Annotated in this window: 16 protein-coding genes; 6 read left to right on the top strand and 10 right to left on the bottom strand. The window is 72.4% G+C overall.

Annotated features, from left to right (window positions below):
• The first annotated feature begins 74 nt into the window (after nt 1-74).
• The 3 genes from purN (at nt 75) to CO540_RS23870 (ending at nt 2,997) form a co-directional block, all read left to right on the top strand.
• On the top strand, nt 75-695 hold the full coding sequence (gene purN, locus CO540_RS23860; protein ID WP_091570465.1) for a phosphoribosylglycinamide formyltransferase: 621 nt from the start codon (nt 75-77) through the stop codon (nt 693-695).
• Complete coding sequence (gene purH / locus CO540_RS23865) at nt 692-2,260, top strand: bifunctional phosphoribosylaminoimidazolecarboxamide formyltransferase/IMP cyclohydrolase (RefSeq protein WP_099163707.1); 1,569 nt, start codon at nt 692-694, stop codon at nt 2,258-2,260. The genes purN and purH overlap by 4 nt, the downstream gene beginning before the upstream one ends.
• Nucleotides 2,261-2,535: 275 nt before the next feature.
• Entirely contained in the window at nt 2,536-2,997 is a 462-nt protein-coding gene (locus tag CO540_RS23870; RefSeq protein ID WP_099163708.1) for a hypothetical protein, read from the top strand.
• A 131-nt stretch (nt 2,998-3,128) separates the two neighbouring features.
• Here CO540_RS23870 and CO540_RS23875 read toward each other — a convergent pair whose 3' ends face one another.
• The 5 genes from CO540_RS23875 to CO540_RS23895 form a co-directional block, all read right to left on the bottom strand.
• The gene (locus CO540_RS23875; protein WP_099163709.1) at nt 3,129-4,157 is read right to left on the bottom strand and encodes an ABC transporter ATP-binding protein; all 1,029 of its coding nucleotides are present in this window, start codon (nt 4,155-4,157) and stop codon (nt 3,129-3,131) included.
• Nucleotides 4,141-5,178, bottom strand: a complete 1,038-nt coding sequence (locus CO540_RS23880) for an ABC transporter ATP-binding protein (protein ID WP_098747265.1) — start codon at nt 5,176-5,178, stop codon at nt 4,141-4,143. Before CO540_RS23880 ends, CO540_RS23875 begins: the two co-directional genes overlap by 17 nt.
• Before the next feature lie 7 nt (nt 5,179-5,185).
• Nucleotides 5,186-6,142, bottom strand: a complete 957-nt coding sequence (locus CO540_RS23885) for an ABC transporter permease (RefSeq protein ID WP_099163710.1) — start codon at nt 6,140-6,142, stop codon at nt 5,186-5,188.
• A complete protein-coding gene (locus CO540_RS23890; protein WP_099163711.1) occupies nt 6,135-7,073 on the bottom strand; it encodes an ABC transporter permease in 939 nt (312 codons plus the stop codon). Before CO540_RS23890 ends, CO540_RS23885 begins: the two co-directional genes overlap by 8 nt.
• Nucleotides 7,074-7,163: 90 nt before the next feature.
• On the bottom strand, nt 7,164-8,762 hold the full coding sequence (locus CO540_RS23895) for an ABC transporter substrate-binding protein (protein WP_099163712.1): 1,599 nt from the start codon (nt 8,760-8,762) through the stop codon (nt 7,164-7,166).
• A 388-nt stretch (nt 8,763-9,150) separates the two neighbouring features.
• Between CO540_RS23895 and CO540_RS23900 the strand changes: the two genes are divergently transcribed.
• Both CO540_RS23900 and mdh read left to right on the top strand, forming a co-directional pair.
• A complete protein-coding gene (locus CO540_RS23900; protein ID WP_099163713.1) occupies nt 9,151-10,014 on the top strand; it encodes a bifunctional methylenetetrahydrofolate dehydrogenase/methenyltetrahydrofolate cyclohydrolase in 864 nt (287 codons plus the stop codon).
• A 100-nt stretch (nt 10,015-10,114) separates the two neighbouring features.
• Nucleotides 10,115-11,065: a malate dehydrogenase gene (gene mdh, locus CO540_RS23905; RefSeq protein WP_098747263.1), complete on the top strand. Its 951-nt coding sequence runs from the start codon at nt 10,115-10,117 to the stop codon at nt 11,063-11,065.
• An 8-nt stretch (nt 11,066-11,073) separates the two neighbouring features.
• Here mdh and CO540_RS23910 read toward each other — a convergent pair whose 3' ends face one another.
• Nucleotides 11,074-11,919 (bottom strand): MBL fold metallo-hydrolase, encoded by an 846-nt coding sequence (locus CO540_RS23910; RefSeq protein WP_099163714.1) that lies wholly within the window; start codon nt 11,917-11,919, stop codon nt 11,074-11,076.
• Between the two features lie 131 nt (nt 11,920-12,050).
• Between CO540_RS23910 and CO540_RS23915 the strand changes: the two genes are divergently transcribed.
• On the top strand, nt 12,051-13,268 hold the full coding sequence (locus CO540_RS23915; protein ID WP_098747261.1) for an NADP-dependent isocitrate dehydrogenase: 1,218 nt from the start codon (nt 12,051-12,053) through the stop codon (nt 13,266-13,268).
• Nucleotides 13,269-13,595: 327 nt separating this feature from the next.
• On the opposite strand, the gene galT is transcribed toward CO540_RS23915, so the two are convergent.
• The 4 genes from galT to CO540_RS23935 form a co-directional block, all read right to left on the bottom strand.
• Nucleotides 13,596-14,669: a galactose-1-phosphate uridylyltransferase gene (gene galT, locus CO540_RS23920; RefSeq protein ID WP_099163715.1), complete on the bottom strand. Its 1,074-nt coding sequence runs from the start codon at nt 14,667-14,669 to the stop codon at nt 13,596-13,598.
• Nucleotides 14,666-15,454, bottom strand: a complete 789-nt coding sequence (locus CO540_RS23925; RefSeq protein ID WP_099163716.1) for a DeoR/GlpR family DNA-binding transcription regulator — start codon at nt 15,452-15,454, stop codon at nt 14,666-14,668. Before CO540_RS23925 ends, galT begins: the two co-directional genes overlap by 4 nt.
• Before the next feature lie 178 nt (nt 15,455-15,632).
• Nucleotides 15,633-17,162 carry an adenylyl-sulfate kinase gene (cysC, locus tag CO540_RS23930; protein WP_099163717.1) on the bottom strand — a complete coding sequence of 510 codons (1,530 nt, stop codon included), beginning with the start codon at nt 17,160-17,162 and terminating at the stop codon, nt 15,633-15,635.
• 110 nt (nt 17,163-17,272) lie between these two features.
• Nucleotides 17,273-17,839, bottom strand: coding sequence for a DM13 domain-containing protein (locus tag CO540_RS23935; RefSeq protein ID WP_099163718.1), 567 nt, complete (start codon nt 17,837-17,839; stop codon nt 17,273-17,275).
• Nucleotides 17,840-17,959: the final 120 nt, after the last annotated feature.

The raw sequence follows: 17,959 nt of genomic DNA on the forward strand, positions 1-17,959 counted from the left end.
GCCATCGGGGAGATCACCAGCGGCGCGCCCGCCCGCGGACGGGACGCCCGGAGGGCACCGATAGGGTTGTCCGCGTGACCGAGCCCGCGTCCGTCGCCCGCCTCGTCGTCCTCGTCTCCGGTTCCGGCAGCAACCTCCAGGCGCTGCTGGACGCCGCCGCCGACCCCGGATACGGGGCCCGGGTGGTGGCCGTGGGCGCCGACCGGGACGGCATCGCCGGCCTGGACCGGGCCGCCGCGGCCGGCGTGCCGTCGTTCGTCGAGCGCGTCAAGGACCACCCGACCCGTGCCGACTGGGACAAGGCCCTCACCGCCCGCGTCGCCGAGCACCGGCCCGACCTGGTCATCAGCGCGGGCTTCCTGAAGCTGGTCGGTCCGGAGTTCCTCACCGCGTTCGGCGACCGCTACCTGAACACGCACAACACGCTGCTGCCGGCGTTCCCCGGCATCCACGGCCCCCGCGACGCGCTGGCGTACGGCGTGAAGGTCACCGGGGCCACGTTGTTCTTCGTCGACGCCGGGATGGACACCGGTCCGATCGTCGCCCAGGTCGCCGTTCCGGTGCTGGACGACGACGACGAGGAGACGCTCACCGAGCGCATCAAGTCCGCCGAGCGCCGCCAGCTCGTCGAGCAGGTCGGCCGCCTGGTCCGTGAAGGTTGGACGATCACCGGCAGAAAGGTCACCATCCCGTGAGCACCACTCAGGACGCCCGCCCGATCCGGCGTGCGCTGGTCAGCGTCTACGACAAGACCGGCCTGGTCGAGCTGGCCCGGGCCCTGCACGAGGCCGGCGTGGAGATCGTCTCGACCGGCAGCACCGCGTCGACGATCTCCGGCGCGGGCGTGCCGGTGACGCCGGTCGAGCAGGTCACCGGCTTCCCGGAGATCCTCGACGGGCGGGTCAAGACCCTGCACCCGAAGATCCACGGTGGCCTCCTCGCCGACCTGCGCAAGGACGCGCACGCCGCGCAGCTCGACGAGCACGGCATCGCCGGGATCGACCTGCTGGTCTCCAACCTCTACCCGTTCCAGGCCACCGTCGCCTCCGGCGCCGGCCTCGACGAGTGCGTCGAGCAGATCGACATCGGCGGGCCGGCCATGGTCCGGGCCGCCGCGAAGAACCACGCCTCGGTGGCGGTGGTGACCGACCCGGCCGCGTACCCGGCGGTGCTCGCCGCGCTCGCCGACGGCGGTTTCACCCTGGCCCAGCGGCGCGCGCTCGCCGCCCGCGCGTTCGCCGACATCGCCGACTACGACGTGGCCGTGGCCGACTGGTTCGCCTCCACGGTGGCCCCGGCGGAGGACGGGTGGCCGCGGTTCGCCGGGTCGGCGCTGCGCCGCCAGGCCGTGCTGCGCTACGGCGAGAACCCGCACCAGACGGCGGCCCTCTACACCGACCCGGGCGCGCCGGCCGGCCTGGCCCAGGCCGAGCAGCTGCACGGCAAGGAGATGTCCTACAACAACTACGTGGACGCGGACGCCGCCTGGCGGGCCGCGCACGACTTCCCCGACCAGCCCGCGGTGGCGATCATCAAGCACGCCAACCCGTGCGGCATCGCGGTCGGCGCGGACGTGGCCGAGGCGCACCGCAGGGCGCACGCCTGCGACCCGGTCTCCGCCTTCGGCGGGGTGATCGCGGTGAACCGGCCGGTGAGCGTGGAGCTGGCCGGGCAGGTCGCGGAGATCTTCACCGAGGTGCTGGTGGCGCCGGGCTACGACGAGGGCGCGCTGGAGCTGCTGCGGGCCAAGAAGAACATCCGGCTGCTGCGGGCGCCCGCGTTCGCCCCCCGACCGGCCGAGTGGCGGCAGGTCGGCGGCGGCGTGCTGGTGCAGATGCGGGACGCGGTCGACGCGCCCGGCGACGACCCGGCCAACTGGACGCTGGCCACCGGCGACGCGGCCGACGAGGCCACGCTGCGCGACCTGGCGTTCGCCTGGCGGGCGGTACGCGCGGTGAAGAGCAACGCGATCCTGCTGGCCCGCGACGGCGCCACCGTCGGCGTCGGGATGGGCCAGGTCAACCGGGTCGACTCGGCGCGGCTGGCGGTCAGCCGGGCCGGCGACGAACGGGCGCGGGGCTCGGTCTGCGCCTCGGACGCGTTCTTCCCGTTCGCCGACGGGCCGAAGATCCTCATCGACGCGGGCGTCCGGGCGATCGTGCAGCCCGGCGGCTCGATCCGCGACGAGGAGACCATCGCGGCCTGCAAGGAGGCCGGCGTGACCATGTACCTGACCGGCACCCGGCACTTCTTCCACTAGGGCCCGGTTCCCGGGGGTCGAGCGGACCCCGCAGAGGGACGGTTCAGATCTGAGCGATATACCTCAGAGGCATATTCATGACTCTGAGGTATATCGCTTCACGCGCCCCGGTCCCGCCGGCCGCGACACGCCGGCAGGGCCGGTGGCGGAACGCACCGGCTCCAGGTGGCCCCGCCGTCCGTGCGCCGTTGCCGGCCGCCCTGGCCGGTTGCTAGCGTGTGCCCGGCGACAACGATCGACCGTCTCCACTGTCCATGAGCCCCGGCAGGTGTGCCATGCACGTACGCGACCGGTTGACCGCCGTCGTCGTCACGTTGGCATTCGTCCTGACCGCGTTCGGCGCCGCCGTCGGCCTGCCCGCCCTCGGCCCGAGCGCCGTCGGGCCGTCCGCCGTCGGGCCGTCCGCCGTCGGGCCGTCCGCCGTCGGGCCGTCCGCCGCCGATCCGGCCGATGCCGGCCCGGGTGCCGCCGTACCCGCCCGGGGCTGCCGGGCCCGGCCGGTCGCGTCGCTCGGCGCGTACCCGCAACGGCCGTGCGCGGAGTTGTCCGGCGGGTGGTGGGGTGAGCGGCGCGGCGGCCTCGCCTACGGCGACGGGCCCGACGAACCGCTCCCGGCCGCGCCGCCGAGCGTCGCCGGCCCGATCGTGTCGGCGCGGCTCGTTCCCGACCGCCGGCCGCCGGCCCGACCGCTGCCGCCGCCCGGAGTGCCGGCGGCGCGTGCGCCGCCCACCGCCTGAGCCGCGCCGGAGCCTGCCGCGTCGACCCGGCGGCACCGCCGCTGCCCGCCGTCGCCCACGGGGGCGCGCCTCACGCACCCCGTCCGCGTCTCGCCGAGGCCTCGTCCCCACTTCCTCCGGGGGACGGGGCCTCAGACGTCCGGGCGCACCTCGGCGAAGTGACAGGCGCTGGGGTGCGGGTCCGCGGCCCGGGGCACCGTCCGCGGGTCCTGGGTGGCGCAGACCTCCTCCGCCTTCCAGCACCGGGTGCGGAACCGGCAGCCCGACGGCGGGTCGGCCGGACTCGGCACGTCCCCGCTGAGCCGGATGATGCTCCGCTCCGTACGGGCCTCCGGGTCGGGCACCGGCACCGCCGAGAGCAACGCCTGGGTGTACGGGTGAGTGGCCCGCCGGTAGATCTGCTCCTCGGTGCCGATCTCGACGATCCGGCCCAGGTACATCACCGCCACCCGGTCGGAGATGTGCCGGACCACCGACAGGTCGTGGGCGATGAAGATGTACGAGAGCCCGAACTCGTCCTGGAGCTGCTCCAGCAGGTTGATCACCTGGGCCTGAATGGAGACGTCCAGGGCCGACACCGGTTCGTCGCACACGATGATCTCGGGTCGCAGGGCGAGCGCGCGGGCGATGCCGATGCGCTGCCGCTGACCGCCGGAGAACTGGTGCGGATAGCGGTTCAGGTGCTCCGGGTTGAGCCCGACCACGTCCAGCAGCTCCCGGACCCGCTGCCGCCGGCTGCCCTTCGGGGCGGCCTCGGGGTGGATCGCGAACGGCTCGCCGATGATGTCGCCGACCGTCATCCTCGGGTTCAGCGAGGTGTACGGGTCCTGCATCACCATCTGCATGTTCCGGCGCAGCCGGCGCAGCTCCGACCCGGACGCCCGGAACAGGTCCTTCCCCTCCAACGTGGCCCGGCCGGAGGTCGGTGTCTCCAACCGCATCAGCAACCGGGCCAGGGTCGACTTGCCGCAGCCGGACTCGCCCACCACCCCGAGCGTCTCGCCACGGCGCAGCTCGAAGCTCACCCCGTCGACCGCCCGTATCGCGCCGATCTGCCGCTTGAACAGCACCCCCTGGGTGATCGGAAAGTGCTTCACCAGGTCGTCGACGGCGAGGACGGTCTCGCCCCGGACCTTGGTGGAGTCAGCCGGCGCGGTCATCGTGGACCTCCTGCGCGAAGTGGCACGCGCTGGTCCGGCCGTCGCCGAGCACGAGGTCGTGCGGCACCTCGTCGACGCAGACCTGCTGCGCGTACGGGCAGCGGGGATGGAACGGGCAGCCGGAGGGGATCCGCATCAGGTTCGGCGGCAGCCCCCGGATCGTGGACAGCGCCCGGCCGCGCACGTCGAGCCGGGGGATCGACTCCAGCAACCCCTTCGTGTACGGGTGGGCCGGCGCCCGGTACAGCGAGCGGACGTCGGCGTGCTCGACGATCCGGCCGGCGTACATGACCGCGATCCGGTCCGCCACGCCGGCCACCACGCCGAGGTCGTGGGTGATCAGGATGAGCGCCATGCCCAGGTCGCGCCGCAGGTCGGCCAGGAGGTCCATGATCTGGGCCTGCACGGTGACGTCGAGCGCGGTGGTGGGCTCGTCGGCGATCAGCACCTTGGGGTCCAGCGCCAGCGCCATGGCGATCATGACGCGCTGCCGCATGCCGCCGGAGAACTGGTGCGGGTAGTCGCCCAGCCGGTTCGCCGCGGCCGGGATGCGGACCAGGTCCATCAACTCGACGGCGCGTCGGCGCGCGTCGGCCCGGGACAGCCCGGCCCGCTCGCGCAGCGACTCACCGATCTGCCAGCCGACCGGGAAGACCGGGTTCAACGCCGACAGCGCGTCCTGGAAGATCATCGCGATCTCTGTGCCGCGTACCTGCCGGCGCTCCTCCTCGGAGCGGGTGAGCAGGTCCCGCCCCTGGTAGAGGATCTGACCACCGCGTACGTGCGCCGGTGGGGTGTCCAGGATGCCCATGATCGCCTGGGCGGTGACCGACTTGCCGGAGCCCGACTCGCCGAGCACGGCCAGCGTCTCGCCGGCGTCCAGGTGATAGGTCACCCCGTTGATCACCCGGGCCACGCCCTCCCGGGTGCGGAACTCGACGTGCAGGTCCCGTACCTCCAGCAGGTGCCCGCCGGGCGGGGTGGGGGAGGCCGGCGTGGGCCGGACCGCGTTCTGCGTCATCAGGAAGTCACCGGAGCTTCGGGTCGAAGGCGTCGCGGACCGCGTCGCCGAGCATGATGAAGGCGAGCACGGTCAGCGCGAGGAAGACCGACGGCACGATCAGCGGGGTCGCCGACTCCCGCATGTGCACCCGCCCGGCGTCGATGTCGATGCCCCAGGAGATGGTCGGCGCCTTCAGGCCGATGCCGAGGAAGCTCAGCGTCGCCTCGGCCGCGATGAACGAGCCGAGCGCGATGGTGAGCACCACGATGGCCGGGGCGAGCGCGTTCGGCAGGATGTGCCGCCACATGATCCGGCCGTTGCCGGCGCCGAGCATCCGGGCGGCGGCCACGTAGTCCTGCTCCCGGGCGGTGATGACCGAGGAACGGACCACCCGGGCCGCGGTGGTCCAGCCGAGCAGCGCCAGCACCAGGATGACCGCGAAGAGCCGGACCGTCTCGCCGCTGGTGCTCACCCGCTTGAGCAGCACGATCGCGGCCAGCAGCAGCGGGATGCCGAGCACGATGTCGATCACCCGGGAGAGCACCGCGTCGACCCACCCGCCGAAGAAGCCGGCGAGCATGCCGACGACGAGCGCGATCACGCCGGTGATCAGCGCGGAGAACGCGCCCACCAGCAGCGAGGCCCGGGCGCCGTAGACCGCCCGGGCGAACGTGTCGCAGCCCTGGAAGTCGTACCCGAAGATGGCCCCGCCGGACGGTCCGGCGTGCTGCCGGGAGAGCACGCAGTCGCGCGGGTCGTTCGCGGTGAACAGCCCGGGGAAGGCGGCCATCGCGGCGACCAGCACGACCAGCAGCAGGCTGACCCAGAAGACCGGGTTGCGGCGCAGGTCCCGCCAGGCGTCGCCGGCCAGGCTGCGCGACCGTCCCGGCCGGCCGGCCCGGTCGGGGGTCCCGGGCTCGCCGGAGACGCCCCGCCGCGCCGACTGGTCCTCCGTCGCCGCCACGCTCTCGAAGTCACTCATAGCGGATCCTCGGGTCGAGTACGGCGTAGAGCACGTCCACCACCAGGTTGGACAGCAGGTAGACCACGACGAGCACGCTGACGATGCCCACCACCAGCGGGCCGTCCTCGGTGCGGATGCCGCGGAACAGGTTGAAGCCGACGCCGGGGATGTTGAACACGCCCTCGGTGATGATCGCGCCGCTCATCAGGTTGCCCAGTTCCACGCCGAGGAAGGTGACCACCGGGATGAGCGAGTTGCGCAGCACGTGCACGCCGACGATCCGCCGCCGGACCAGGCCCTTCGCGCGGGCGGTGCGGACGTAGTCGGCGCGCAGGTTCTCGGTGACCGAGGTCCGGGTCAGCCGCAGCGCGGTGGCCAGCGAGAGCGAGCCGAGCACGATGCCGGGCAGCAGCAGCGCCCAGAAGGAGGGCTGGGCGCCGGCGGTGGGCGGGAAGATCGGCCAGCGTACGCCGAGGAAGTACTGCGCCAGCGGGGCGAGCACGATGGTGGGGATGCCGAGCACCAGCAGCGTCAGCACCAGCGTGGCGTGGTCGAAGACGCCGGCGCGCCGGATGGCCGCGAGCACGCCGGCGGTGACCCCGAAGATCACGGTCACGGCCAGCGCGATCAACGCCAGCTTCACGGTGACCGGCCAGGCGGCGGCGAGGATGTCACTGATCTGCCGCCCGGTCAGCGACTGGCCGAGGTCGCCCCGGACCAGGCCGCCGAGGTAGGTGACGTAGCGGTAGAAGAAGCCGCCGACGCCGGTCGCGTCCAGGTGGTACTTCTCGGTCAGGTAGGCCCGCTGGGCCGCGGTGACCGGCCGCTCCCCGGCGAGCGCCTGGATCGGGTCACCCTGCCCGGCGAACATCAGCGCGTAGACGATCAGCGTGGTCCCGAAGAAGGCGAGGACCATCTGGAGCAGCCGCCGCAGGATGAACCGGAACATGCTGGCAAGTCTGCCGAAACGGGGCGAACTACGTGCCAATGCGAGGGCCGGGCCACCCGGTGGGGGTGGCCCGGCCCTCGACGGGGTGGGTCAGGCGCGCTCGATCTTCAGCAGGTCGACCCGGTCGAAGAGGTCCACGTGGACGTTCTTGACCTTGGTGGAGTGGCCGAAGTTGTTCTGCCCGTACCGCAGCGGGATCACCGGCAGATCCTGCGCGAGCAGGTCCTCCGCCGCCTGGTACTTCTTGATCGCCTCGTCCTCGGTCGCCGCCCGGGCGCCCTCGGCGAGGAGCTTGTCGAACTGCGGGTTGCTGTAGCCGTAGTAGTTCGACGAGCCGTTGGTGCTGTACAGCGGGCCCAGGTAGTTCTCCATGGACGGGTAGTCCATCACCCAGCCCATCCGGAACAGGCCGACCGACTGCTTCTGCTTGAGCTTGGTCAGCAGGTCCGCGAACTTCGGCTCGGCGTTGCCGACGCACTCCACGCCCAGGTTGGCCTTCAGCTGGTTGCAGGTGGCGTCGATCCAGTCCTTGTGGCCGCCGTCGCCGTTGTAGGACAGCTCGATCTTCTTCGGGCCGCCAGCGGCCTCGTACATCGCCTTGGCCTTGGCCGGGTCGAACGCGCCCGCCGTGCCGATGGTGTTCTCCCGGTAGCCGGCGACCACCGGAGAGACGAACGAGCGGGCCGGCTGCTGCGAGTCCTTGAAGATCGACTTGGTGATCTCGTCCCGGTCGATCGCCATCGAGATCGCCTTGCGCACCTCGGGCTTGCTGAACTCCTTCTGGAACGTCGGGAAGGCCAGCACCTGAAGCGACGACGCCGGGCTCTGCTGGAACCGGTCACCGAGGTCGGTGGCGGCGGTCGACAGGTTCTCGGTCGGGATCGTCTTGATCACGTCGAGGTTGTCCGACAGCACGTCCGCGTACGCGGCGGTCGGCTGCTGGTAGATCCGGAACTCGACGCCACCGACCTTGGGCTGCTGGCCCGGGAAGGCGTCGTACTTCTCCACCTCGACCTTGGCGTCGTGCTGCCAGTTGCCCTTCATCTTGAACGGGCCCTGGCCGATCGGCGCCTGCTCGTACCCCTCGGCCAGCACGCCGGGCGCGGAGAAGGCCGCCTTGGGCAGCGGGTAGAAGGCGGTGTAGCCGAGCATGGTCTTGAAGTCCACGTACGGCTCGGTGAGCGTCACGGTGAAGGTCAGGTCGTCGACCTTCTTCAGGCCGCTCAGCGTCTGGGCCTTCGGCTTCTCGCCCTGGAGGTCCGCGTAGCCGGCGACCTTCTCGAAGAAGTAGCTCGAGTTCTGGCCGTTCGGGGCGTACGCGCCGTAGTTCCACGCGTCCAGGTAGTTGTCGGCGGTGACCTTCTCGCCGTTGTGGAACGTGTAGCCGGGCTTCAGCTTGATCGTCCAGACCTTGTTGTCCGACGACGTCACCGACTCGGCCGCCACCTCGTGCGGCTTGTTCGCCTCGTCGTAGTCGACCAGCGGGCTGAACAGGGCCGACAGGACCTGGGAGCCGCTCGTCTCGTTGGTGTTGGTCGGCACCAGGTGCTGCGGCTCGGCGATCTCGATTCGCACGGCCGCATCGGGGTCGCCTGCGCCACCGCTGCCGCCGCCCGAGCCGCAGGCCGCCAGGCCCAGCGTCACCGCGAGCGGAAGAGCGGTCCAGGCCGCGAGCCTACGAACACGCATGGAGTCTCCTCATCTCCTCACGCTGCGCTGTCGTCCCGGCGCTGGGTGACTCTGCGCAACGAGCCGTAACGGTAGGTCGCGAGGCGGCGACTCGACAACGTGTGCGTTGCGGAGCGGTAACGGAGCGTGCCCCCCGGCCTTGTCGCTGCGGCTTCCGCCTGCTAGCTCCGGCCCTCTGGGCGGCATCTTTTCGAAGATGTGCGGCCGGCTCGGGTGTGGGTGGCCCGGATTGCGTGCGCTGCCACGGGCGTCCCGTCCGTCCCGCGCCGGGGCCGTCCGTCCGATTCTCCAGCCCTCCCGGTGACGCTGCGTGACTTAACGCACGTTGCGGAGCGTCATCGTCGGCCGTCGTCGTCCGGCCCGACCACCGACGTGAGACGATCACGGCGTGACGGCGACGATCCTGGACGGCAAGGCCACGGCGGCGGAGATCAAGGACGAACTGCGGGAGCGGGTCAAGGCGCTAGCCGAGCGCGGCATCACCCCCGGGCTCGGCACCGTGCTGGTCGGGGAGGACGCCGGCTCCCAGGCGTACGTCAACGGCAAGCACCGCGACTGCGCGGAGGTCGGCATCGCCTCGCTCCGCGTCACGCTGCCGGCCGACGCCGGCCAGGAGCGCCTCGACGCGGCGCTGGCCGAGCTGAACGCCGACCCGGCCTGCCACGGCTACATCGTCCAGCTCCCGCTCCCGAGCCACCTGGACACCCAGCGGGCGCTGGAGTCGATCGACCCGGACAAGGACGCCGACGGCCTGCACCCGGTCAACCTCGGTCGACTCGTGCTCGGCTACGACGCCCCGCTGCCCTGCACCCCGCGCGGCATCGTGGAGCTGCTGCGCCGGCACGACGTGCCGCTGCGCGGCGCGAACGTCGCCGTCGTCGGCCGGGGCAACACGGTGGGTCGGCCGCTCGGCCTCCTGCTCACCCGACGCAGCGAGAACGCCACCGTCACGCTCTGCCACACCGGCACGCTCGACCTGGCCGCGCACACCCGGGCCGCCGACATCGTGATCGTCGCCGCCGGGGTGCCGGGGCTGCTCACCGCCGACATGATCACCCCCGGCGCGACAGTGGTGGACGTCGGCATCACCCGGGTGATCGGCGAGGACGGCAAGGGGCGCTACACCGGCGACGTCGACCCGGAGGTGGTCGAGGTGGCCGGCCGGCTGGTGCCGATGCCGGGCGGCGTCGGCCCGATGACCCGCGCCATGCTGCTGACCAACGTGGTCGAGCGGGCCGAGCAAACGGGCTGACCCACCCAGGCAGGTCATAACCGTCCGCCCCTGGCCCGATCGGTGCCAGGATGGCTGATACGGTCCGGAAAACCGACTGGTATCAGGGAGTGGGACGACCATGGGTAAGAAGGTCACTGTCGTCGGCGCCGGCTTCTACGGCTCGACCACCGCACAGCGCCTGGCCGAATACGACGTCTTCGACACCGTCGTGATCACCGACATCGTGGAGGGCAAGCCGGCTGGTCTCGCGCTGGACCTCAACCAGTCCCGCGCGGTCGAGGGCTTCGAGACCACCGTCGTCGGCGTCACCACCGGCCCGAACGGCGAGGGTTACGAGGCCATCGAGGGCTCGGACGTCGTCGTCATCACCGCCGGCCTGCCGCGCAAGCCGGGCATGAGCCGGATGGACCTGCTGGAGACCAACGCCAAGATCGTCCGGCAGGTCGCCGAGAACGTCGCCAAGTACGCCCCGAACGCCGTCGTCATCGTGGTGTCGAACCCGCTCGACGAGATGACCGCGCTGGCCCAGCTCGCCACGCAGTTCCCGAAGAACCGGGTGCTCGGCCAGGCCGGCATGCTGGACACCGCCCGGTTCACCAACTTCGTCGCCGAGGCGCTGAGCGTACCGGTGAAGTCGGTGCGGACCCTGACCCTGGGCTCGCACGGCGACACCATGGTCCCGGTCCCGTCCAAGAGCACGGTGAACGGCAAGCCGCTGCGCGACGTCATGCCGGCCGAGCAGATCGAGGAGCTGGTCGTCAAGACCCGCAACGGTGGCGCCGAGGTCGTCGCGCTGCTCAAGACCGGTTCGGCCTACTACGCGCCGTCCGCCGCCGCGGCCCGGATGGCGAAGGCCGTGGCCGAGGACTCCGGCGAGGTCATGCCGGTCTGCGCCTGGGTCGACGGCGAGTACGGCATCGACGGCGTCTACCTCGGTGTCGAGGCGGAGATCGGCGCCGAGGGCGTGAAGCGCGTCGTCGAGACCGACCTGGACGCCGACGAGCTGGCCGCGCTGAAGGAGGCCGCCGAGGCCGTCCGCGCCAAGCAGGGCGACGTCGCCTCCATGTGACCCGAGCATCACCCCGGAAGGGGCGGCCGGCTTCCGCCGACCGCCCCTTCCCCCTTTCCACCCCACCCGCCGGCGGGGTGGGGGGTGAAGGGGGCGGGGAGGTGGGGGGTGGCCAGGAGGAGGGGAGAGAGGGTGCGCAGGGTGGACTCGCGGGAGGCGCGCGCCCGGGGCGGGTCCTCCTCGTGGGCGTAGGGGAGGGACGGGTCGACCAGCTGGATCGAGTGGACCAGCAGGTCGCCGGTGACCAGGAGACGCTCGTCGCCGTGCTCCACCAGCACCGACTGGTGGCCGGGGGTGTGGCCGGGCGTGCTCAGCACGCGTACCCCCGGGTTCAGTCGGGTCTCGCCGTCGAGCACCCGCAGCCGGCCGGCGGCGCGCAACGGCCCCAACAGCCGGGCCGGCAGGTCCGGGTGGAACAGCTCCAGCGCGTCCAGCTCCGCGCGCTGGACCAGATGGTCCGCGTTTCCGAAGAGCGGACCGGCCCAGCCCACGTGGTCGCTGTGCAGGTGGGTGAGCACGACCGTGCGCACGTCCGCCGGGTCGATGCCGGCGGCGGTCAGCTCGGCGGGCAGCCGGCCCGGCACCGGCGCCCAGCTCGCGGCGAGCGCGTCCGCCGGGCCGATGCCGGCGTCGACCAGGGTGACCGGGCCGTCCCCGGCGCGCAGCGCGAACGCGCGGAACGGCAGCCACCAGCCGCCGTCCGGGCCGACGGCGTCCGGGTCCCGCCGGTCCGCCTCGTGCCACTGGGCGTCGGTGGCGCCCGGGAACGCCTCCTCGCGGGGCTGGAAGAAGGGACCCGCGCCGTCGAGCAGTGCGGTGACCGTGATAGACCCGACCGTGTGCGTCAGCGGCATCCGGGAAGGATGCCATCGCGACCCGTTCCGGGCGATCCCGTTCCCGGGGTGAGGCCGGCTGGGGCGCCCCGGTCAGTTTGCAGTACGCTCGTACTGCTTGAGCACGTGTCCCCCGAGAGGAGCGCCGGCCGATGGCGAAGATCAAGGTAAACAACCCGGTCGTGGAGATCGACGGCGACGAGATGACCCGGATCATCTGGAAGCAGATCCGGGAGCAGCTGATCCTGCCCTACCTCGACGTCGACCTGCACTACTACGACCTGTCGATCCAGCACCGCGACGCCACCGACGACCAGGTCACCGTCGACGCCGCCAACGCCATCAAGGAGCACGGCGTCGGCGTCAAGTGCGCCACCATCACCCCGGACGAGGCCCGGGTGGAGGAGTTCGGCCTGAAGAAGATGTGGCGGTCGCCGAACGGCACCATCCGCAACATCCTCGGCGGCGTGGTCTTCCGCGAGCCGATCATCATGTCGAACGTGCCGCGGCTCGTCCCGGGCTGGACCAAGCCGATCATCATCGGCCGGCACGCGCACGGCGACCAGTACAAGGCCACCGACTTCGTCGTCCCCGGCCCGGGCACGGTCACCATCACCTACACGCCGGCCGACGGCGGCACCCCGATGGAGATGGAGGTCGCCAACTTCCCCGGCGGCGGCATCGCCATGGGCATGTACAACTACGACGAGTCGATCCGGGACTTCGCCCGCGCCTCGTTCCGGTACGGCCTGGACCGCAACTACCCGGTCTACATGTCCACCAAGAACACCATCCTCAAGGCGTACGACGGCCGGTTCAAGGACATCTTCGCCGAGGTGTTCGAGAACGAGTTCAAGGCCGAGTTCGACGCCGCCGGCCTGACCTACGAGCACCGGCTGATCGACGACATGGTCGCCGCCGCGCTCAAGTGGGAGGGCGGGTACGTCTGGGCGTGCAAGAACTACGACGGTGACGTGCAGTCCGACACCGTCGCGCAGGGCTTCGGCTCGCTCGGCCTGATGACCTCGGTGCTGCTCTCCCCGGACGGCCGCACCGTCGAGGCCGAGGCCGCCCACGGCACCGTCACCCGGCACTACCGGCAGTACCAGAAGGGCGAGAAGACCTCGACCAACCCGATCGCCTCGATCTACGCCTGGACCCGGGGCCTGGCCCACCGGGGCAAGCTGGACGGCACCCCGGCGGTCACCGAGTTCGCCAACACGCTGGAGCAGGTCATCGTGGAGACCGTCGAGGGCGGTCAGATGACCAAGGACCTCGCGCTGCTCATCTCGCGGGACGCCCCGTGGCTGACCACCGACGAGTTCATGAACGCGCTCGACGAGAACCTGGCCCGCAAGCTCTCCGCCTGACGTGCAAGGAAGGGCCCCTTTTTAACGCCTGGCGTTGTAGAAGGAGCCCTTCTTAACACCTCAGGGCCTGGGCGCGTCGCCCGACTGGCGTGACTTCGGTCGGTGCGCCCTCGTTGACTCTGGTGGACGAGATGCCAGTCGCGTCCAGGAAGGTCGGCCGCGGTCACGCGCCGACCAGCCGACCTTCGTGGCTGCTGAGCGCAGCCAGCCGTCCCTTCCCTGCGGGGGGCCCTGTCCCGGGCCCCCCGCGCCCGCCCTCACGTCTTGCGCCGGTGGTTAAGAAGGGGCCCTTCCTCTACCGCAGGCGTTAATAAGGGGCCCTTCCTTTCACGCGGTGCGGAGGAGTTCGGCGGCGCGTTCCGGGGCGATGTCGTTGATGAACACGCCCATGCCGGACTCCGAGCCGGCCAGGTACTTCAGCTTGTCCTTCGCCCGCCGGATGCTGAACAACTGCAGGTGCAGGTGGCCCAGCTCCCGGTCGATCCGCACCGGCGCCTGGTGCCAGGCGGCGATGTAGGGCATGGGCAGGTCGAAGAGCCCGTCGAAGCGGCGCAGCAGGTCCAGGTAGAGCGGCCCGAAGGCGTCCCGCTCGGCGTCGTCGAGCGCCGGGATGTCCGGCACCGGCCGGTTCGGGGCCACGTGCACCTCGAACGGCCAGCGCGCCGCCGCCGGGACGTACGCGGTCCAGTGCTCGTTGCTCGTCACCACGCGTTCGCCGGCGGCGCGTTCGGCGGCCAGCACGTCGGCGTAGAGGTTGCCGCCGGTGCGGTCGGCGTGCCGCCGGGCGGCGGCCAGCATGGTGCGGGTCCGCGGCGTGACGAAGGGGTACGCGTAGATCTGGCCGTGCGGGTGGTGCAGCGTCACCCCGATCTCCACGCCCCGGTTCTCGAACGGGAAGACCTGCTCCACGCCGGGCAGCGCGCTGAGCGCGCTGGTGCGGTCGGCCAGCGCGTCCAGCACGGTCCGCACCCGCCGGGGGGAGAGCCGGGCGAACGAGGCGTTGTGGTCGTCGGTGAAGCAGACCACCTCGCACCTGCCGCGCCCGGGGCGGACCGGGGTGAACGGGGTGATCTCGGCCGGCTCGTCGGCCACCCGCTGGCTCAGCGACGGGAACCGGTTCTCGAAGACCACCACGTCGTAGTCGGGCGCCGGGATCTCGCTGTGCCGGTCGCCCCGGGACGGGCAGAGCGGGCACTGGTCCGCCGGGGGCAGGAACGTGCGGGTCTGCCGGTGCACCGCCACCGCCACCCACTCGTCGGTCAGCGGGTCGTACCGCAGCTGCGAGGCCGGCGGCGGCGGGGGCAGATCCCGCCGGTCCGGCTGGTCCCGCACCGCGTCGTCCCGCTCGTCGAAGTAGATCAGCTCCCGGCCGTCGGCCAGTTCGATCTGCGTACGCTTCACTCCGCCCCCTTCGTCGCCGGCGCCGTCACCAGCTCACCGACCCTGTCCTCGAGTACCCGCCGTGCCTCGGGTGCCAACCGGTCGTCGGTGACCAGCACGTCTGCCGCGTCCAGGCCGACGATCGAGGAGATGCCGACCGTGCCCCACTTGGTGTGGTCGGCGAGCACCACCAGCCGGTCGGCGGCGGCCACCAGCGCCCGGTTCGTGTCCGCCTCCATCAGGTTGGGCGTGGTGAACCCGGCCCGCTCGCTGATCCCGTGCACGCCGAGGAAGAGCAGGTCCAGGTGGAGCGCGGCGACGGCGGCCACGGCCAGCGGGCCGACCAGCGCGTCGGACGGCGTGCGCACGCCGCCGGTGAGCACCACGGTCTGGTCCGGCCGGCCACCGACGTGCAGGATCTCGGCCACCGGCAGCGAGTTGGTGACCACGGTGAGCCCGGGCACGTCCACCAGGCGGCGGGCCAGCTCGGCGGTGGTGGTGCCGGCGGAGAGCGCGATCGCGGCGCCGGGGCGGACCAGCCGGGCGGCGTGGTCGGCGATCGCCGCCTTCTCGGCGGACTGGCGGACCGACTTGGCGGAGAAGCCGGGCTCGTCGGTGGAGCTGGGTCCGGCCAGCGTCGCGCCGCCGTGCACCTTGGCGAGCAGACCCTGCTCGTGCAGCGTCTCCAGGTCCCGCCGGATGGTCATGTCGGAGACGCCGAACTCGGCGGCCAGCTCGGTGACGCGAACGCCGCCGGCGGCGCGGACCCGTTCCAGGATGGTGGTCTGTCGTTGCCGCGCCAGCATCCCTGGTCACCTCCCGAGCCTCGCGACCGGGCACGCGACGATGCGCACTCACGCGGTCGAACGTATTTCAACAATAACGAACACTAGCGTGCGGGCGGGGCGGATGCGAGACCGCCGCCGTCCCGGGGCGGGACGACGGCGGTCGGAAGGCGCGTGACGGGGGAGACGCGGCCGGCGGTCAGGCGGGCTGGAGGCGCGGCTCCACCCAGCCGGTCTCGGTCAGGTGCTCCATCACCCGCTGGACCGCCTCCTCGACGGTCAGGTCCGAGGTGTCCACCGCCAGGTCGGCGTCGGTCGGCTCCTCGTACGGGTCGTCGATGCCGGTCATCCCGGTGATCAGGCCGGCCCGGGCGCGGGCGTAGAGGCCCTTGCGGTCGCGCTGCTCGCAGACCGCCAGCGGGGTGGCCACGTGGACCAGGAGGAAGCCCGCCCCGGCCGCCTGGGCCATCTCGCGGGCGGTCGCCCGGGCGGCCGCGTACGGCGCGATCGGGCAGCAGATGCCGACCCCCCGGTGCCGGGCGATCTCGGCGGCCACCCAGCCGATCCGGCGCACGTTCAGGTCCCGGTCGGCCTTGCTGAAGCCCAGCCCGGCCGAGAGTTCCCGCCGCACCACGTCGCCGTCGAGCAGCGTGATGGTCCGGTCGCCCTGCTCCCGCAGCGCGTCGGCCAGCCCGCGGGCGATCGTCGACTTGCCCGAGCCGGAGAGACCGGTCAGGAAGATCACCAGCCCGCGGTGCCGCCGGGGCGGACGGGCCCGGGCCAGCTCCCGGGCCACCGCCGGCGGCGTGTGCCACTCGGGCAGCGGGAAGCCCCGGTCCAGCAGGTCGTCGATCTCGTGCTGGCCGAGCGCCAGCCGCCGGTTGCGCGGCGGGATGTCCTCCCGCCAGCGCCACTGCCCGTCCCGGTTGTCGTACGCCAGCTCGCGCGGCACCAGCACCCGCAGGCCGGCGCCGGAGAGCATGCCCTCGGTGGAGAGCAGGTGGGTCACCCCGTAGGCGGCGGCCACCCGGGCCCGCAGCAGCGCGTCGCTGATCTCGTCGCGCCGCCGTGCCAGCGGCACCGCCACCAGGGTCGCCGGCGGCATCCGGTCGCGGGCGGCGAACACGGTGCGCACCAGCGCCTCGGCCGGCAGGCCGCCGGTGGTCTGCTCGCCCACCGGGATCAGCACCAGCAGGTGCGCCCCCAGGGTGCGGGCCGCGTGCGCGATCTGGGCCAGCTGCGGGCGGTGCAGCGGGCGGTCGGCGAAGACGCCGAGCACCCGACCCGGCGGCAGCAGGCCGCGTACCTCGTCCGGACTGCGCCGCAGGCGCTGGAACGGCCCGTGGCCGCCGTCGCCCAACCGGCGGACCGCGCCGCCCACGCCGACCGTGCCCTCGCGGACCGGCCACGCGTCGACCACGTCCATGGCCGCCACCGGGGCACCCTCGCCGTCGGTGAGCACCAGCGCCCGTCGGGCCGGGTCGGCCAGGTCGAGCCCGTCGGCGAGCGCCGCCGGCACCTGGAGCGTCACCGGCACCGGCCAGGGCGTGCCGTCGGCGAGCCGGCCGCGCCGGCCCAGCGACGCCAGGTCGGCCCGGGTCATGAAACCGGTCAGCGGCGTGTACGCCCCGGTCAGCAGTAACTCGAGATCGGCCAGCTCAGCGGGTCTCGGCGCGTACGACGGCGCATCCCGCAGAACATCCTCGGGCAGGACCCACCCGTTGCTCATCGAACCCCCAACTCACCGGCCGGCACACAGTTTCGCAGCCCACCGGCGATCGGTCGAGAGCGCCACTCCACCTCCCGGCCACCCGGCCGTCGGCCGGGTGTCGCCGCGGCTCAGCCGGCGGCGTCCAACGCCGCCGCGCCGAACGACACGGCGAACCGCTCGCACCAGATCGAGACGCTGGTCAGGCCGGTGAGATCGGTGCCGGCGGGGATCGCGTACGCCTGGTCGCCGCGGTTTCCCTTGAGCGGGCCGAGCGCCACGTGCCGGCCGTCGTCGAACACGCGCCAGCCGGACGGACCGGTCCGAACCGGCTGGTCGGTCAGCCAGACCTGAAGATCCGGACCGTTTGAGGTGTTCAGCCCGACCAGTTCCAACCGGTGCCGCCCGTCCACGGTCCGGACGATCCGCGCGGTGCCCCGGGTCTCGTGCTCGTGGCTGACGAACGCGCCGCTGCCGACCAGCACCGGGCCGGCCGGCGTGGGCGTCGACGCGGGCGCGGACGCCGAGGCGGGCGCGGACGCCGGCGTGGCCGTGGGCACCGCCACCAGCTCCTCGTGCACCTCGGTGTCGGTGACCAGCTTCCACGGCTGGAACCAGTAGAGGGCGGTGGCCGCCCCGACGGCGAGGACGGCGAGGACGACCCAGGTCAGCGGGGCGCGCAGCAGGCGGATCGGCATGCGTCGAGTCTCCCGGCGCCGGGCCGCGTGGTCACCGGTCCGGGCGCTTACGGAAGCCTTACCGACGGTGTCGGGGCGGAATCAGGGGCAACCCCGAGCGTTTCCCGGTGCCCCGACCGG

The organism is Micromonospora sp. WMMA2032, assembly GCF_002688545.1.
Lineage (GTDB): Bacteria > Actinomycetota > Actinomycetes > Mycobacteriales > Micromonosporaceae > Micromonospora > Micromonospora sediminicola.

Excerpts from the sequence above, each read along its gene's own strand:
- CO540_RS23870 (WP_099163708.1), top strand. The coding sequence starts at position 2,536 with ATGCACGTACGCGACCGGTTGACCGCCGTCGTCGTCACGTTGGCATTC.
- CO540_RS23875 (WP_099163709.1), bottom strand. The coding sequence starts at position 4,157 with ATGACCGCGCCGGCTGACTCCACCAAGGTCCGGGGCGAGACCGTCCTC.
- CO540_RS23880 (WP_098747265.1), bottom strand. The coding sequence starts at position 5,178 with ATGACGCAGAACGCGGTCCGGCCCACGCCGGCCTCCCCCACCCCGCCC.
- CO540_RS23885 (WP_099163710.1), bottom strand. The coding sequence starts at position 6,142 with ATGAGTGACTTCGAGAGCGTGGCGGCGACGGAGGACCAGTCGGCGCGG.
- CO540_RS23890 (WP_099163711.1), bottom strand. The coding sequence starts at position 7,073 with ATGTTCCGGTTCATCCTGCGGCGGCTGCTCCAGATGGTCCTCGCCTTC.
- CO540_RS23895 (WP_099163712.1), bottom strand. The coding sequence starts at position 8,762 with ATGCGTGTTCGTAGGCTCGCGGCCTGGACCGCTCTTCCGCTCGCGGTG.
- mdh (WP_098747263.1), top strand. The coding sequence starts at position 10,115 with ATGGGTAAGAAGGTCACTGTCGTCGGCGCCGGCTTCTACGGCTCGACC.
- CO540_RS23910 (WP_099163714.1), bottom strand. The coding sequence starts at position 11,919 with ATGCCGCTGACGCACACGGTCGGGTCTATCACGGTCACCGCACTGCTC.
- CO540_RS23915 (WP_098747261.1), top strand. The coding sequence starts at position 12,051 with ATGGCGAAGATCAAGGTAAACAACCCGGTCGTGGAGATCGACGGCGAC.
- CO540_RS23925 (WP_099163716.1), bottom strand. The coding sequence starts at position 15,454 with ATGCTGGCGCGGCAACGACAGACCACCATCCTGGAACGGGTCCGCGCC.
- cysC (WP_099163717.1), bottom strand. The coding sequence starts at position 17,162 with ATGAGCAACGGGTGGGTCCTGCCCGAGGATGTTCTGCGGGATGCGCCG.
- CO540_RS23935 (WP_099163718.1), bottom strand. The coding sequence starts at position 17,839 with ATGCCGATCCGCCTGCTGCGCGCCCCGCTGACCTGGGTCGTCCTCGCC.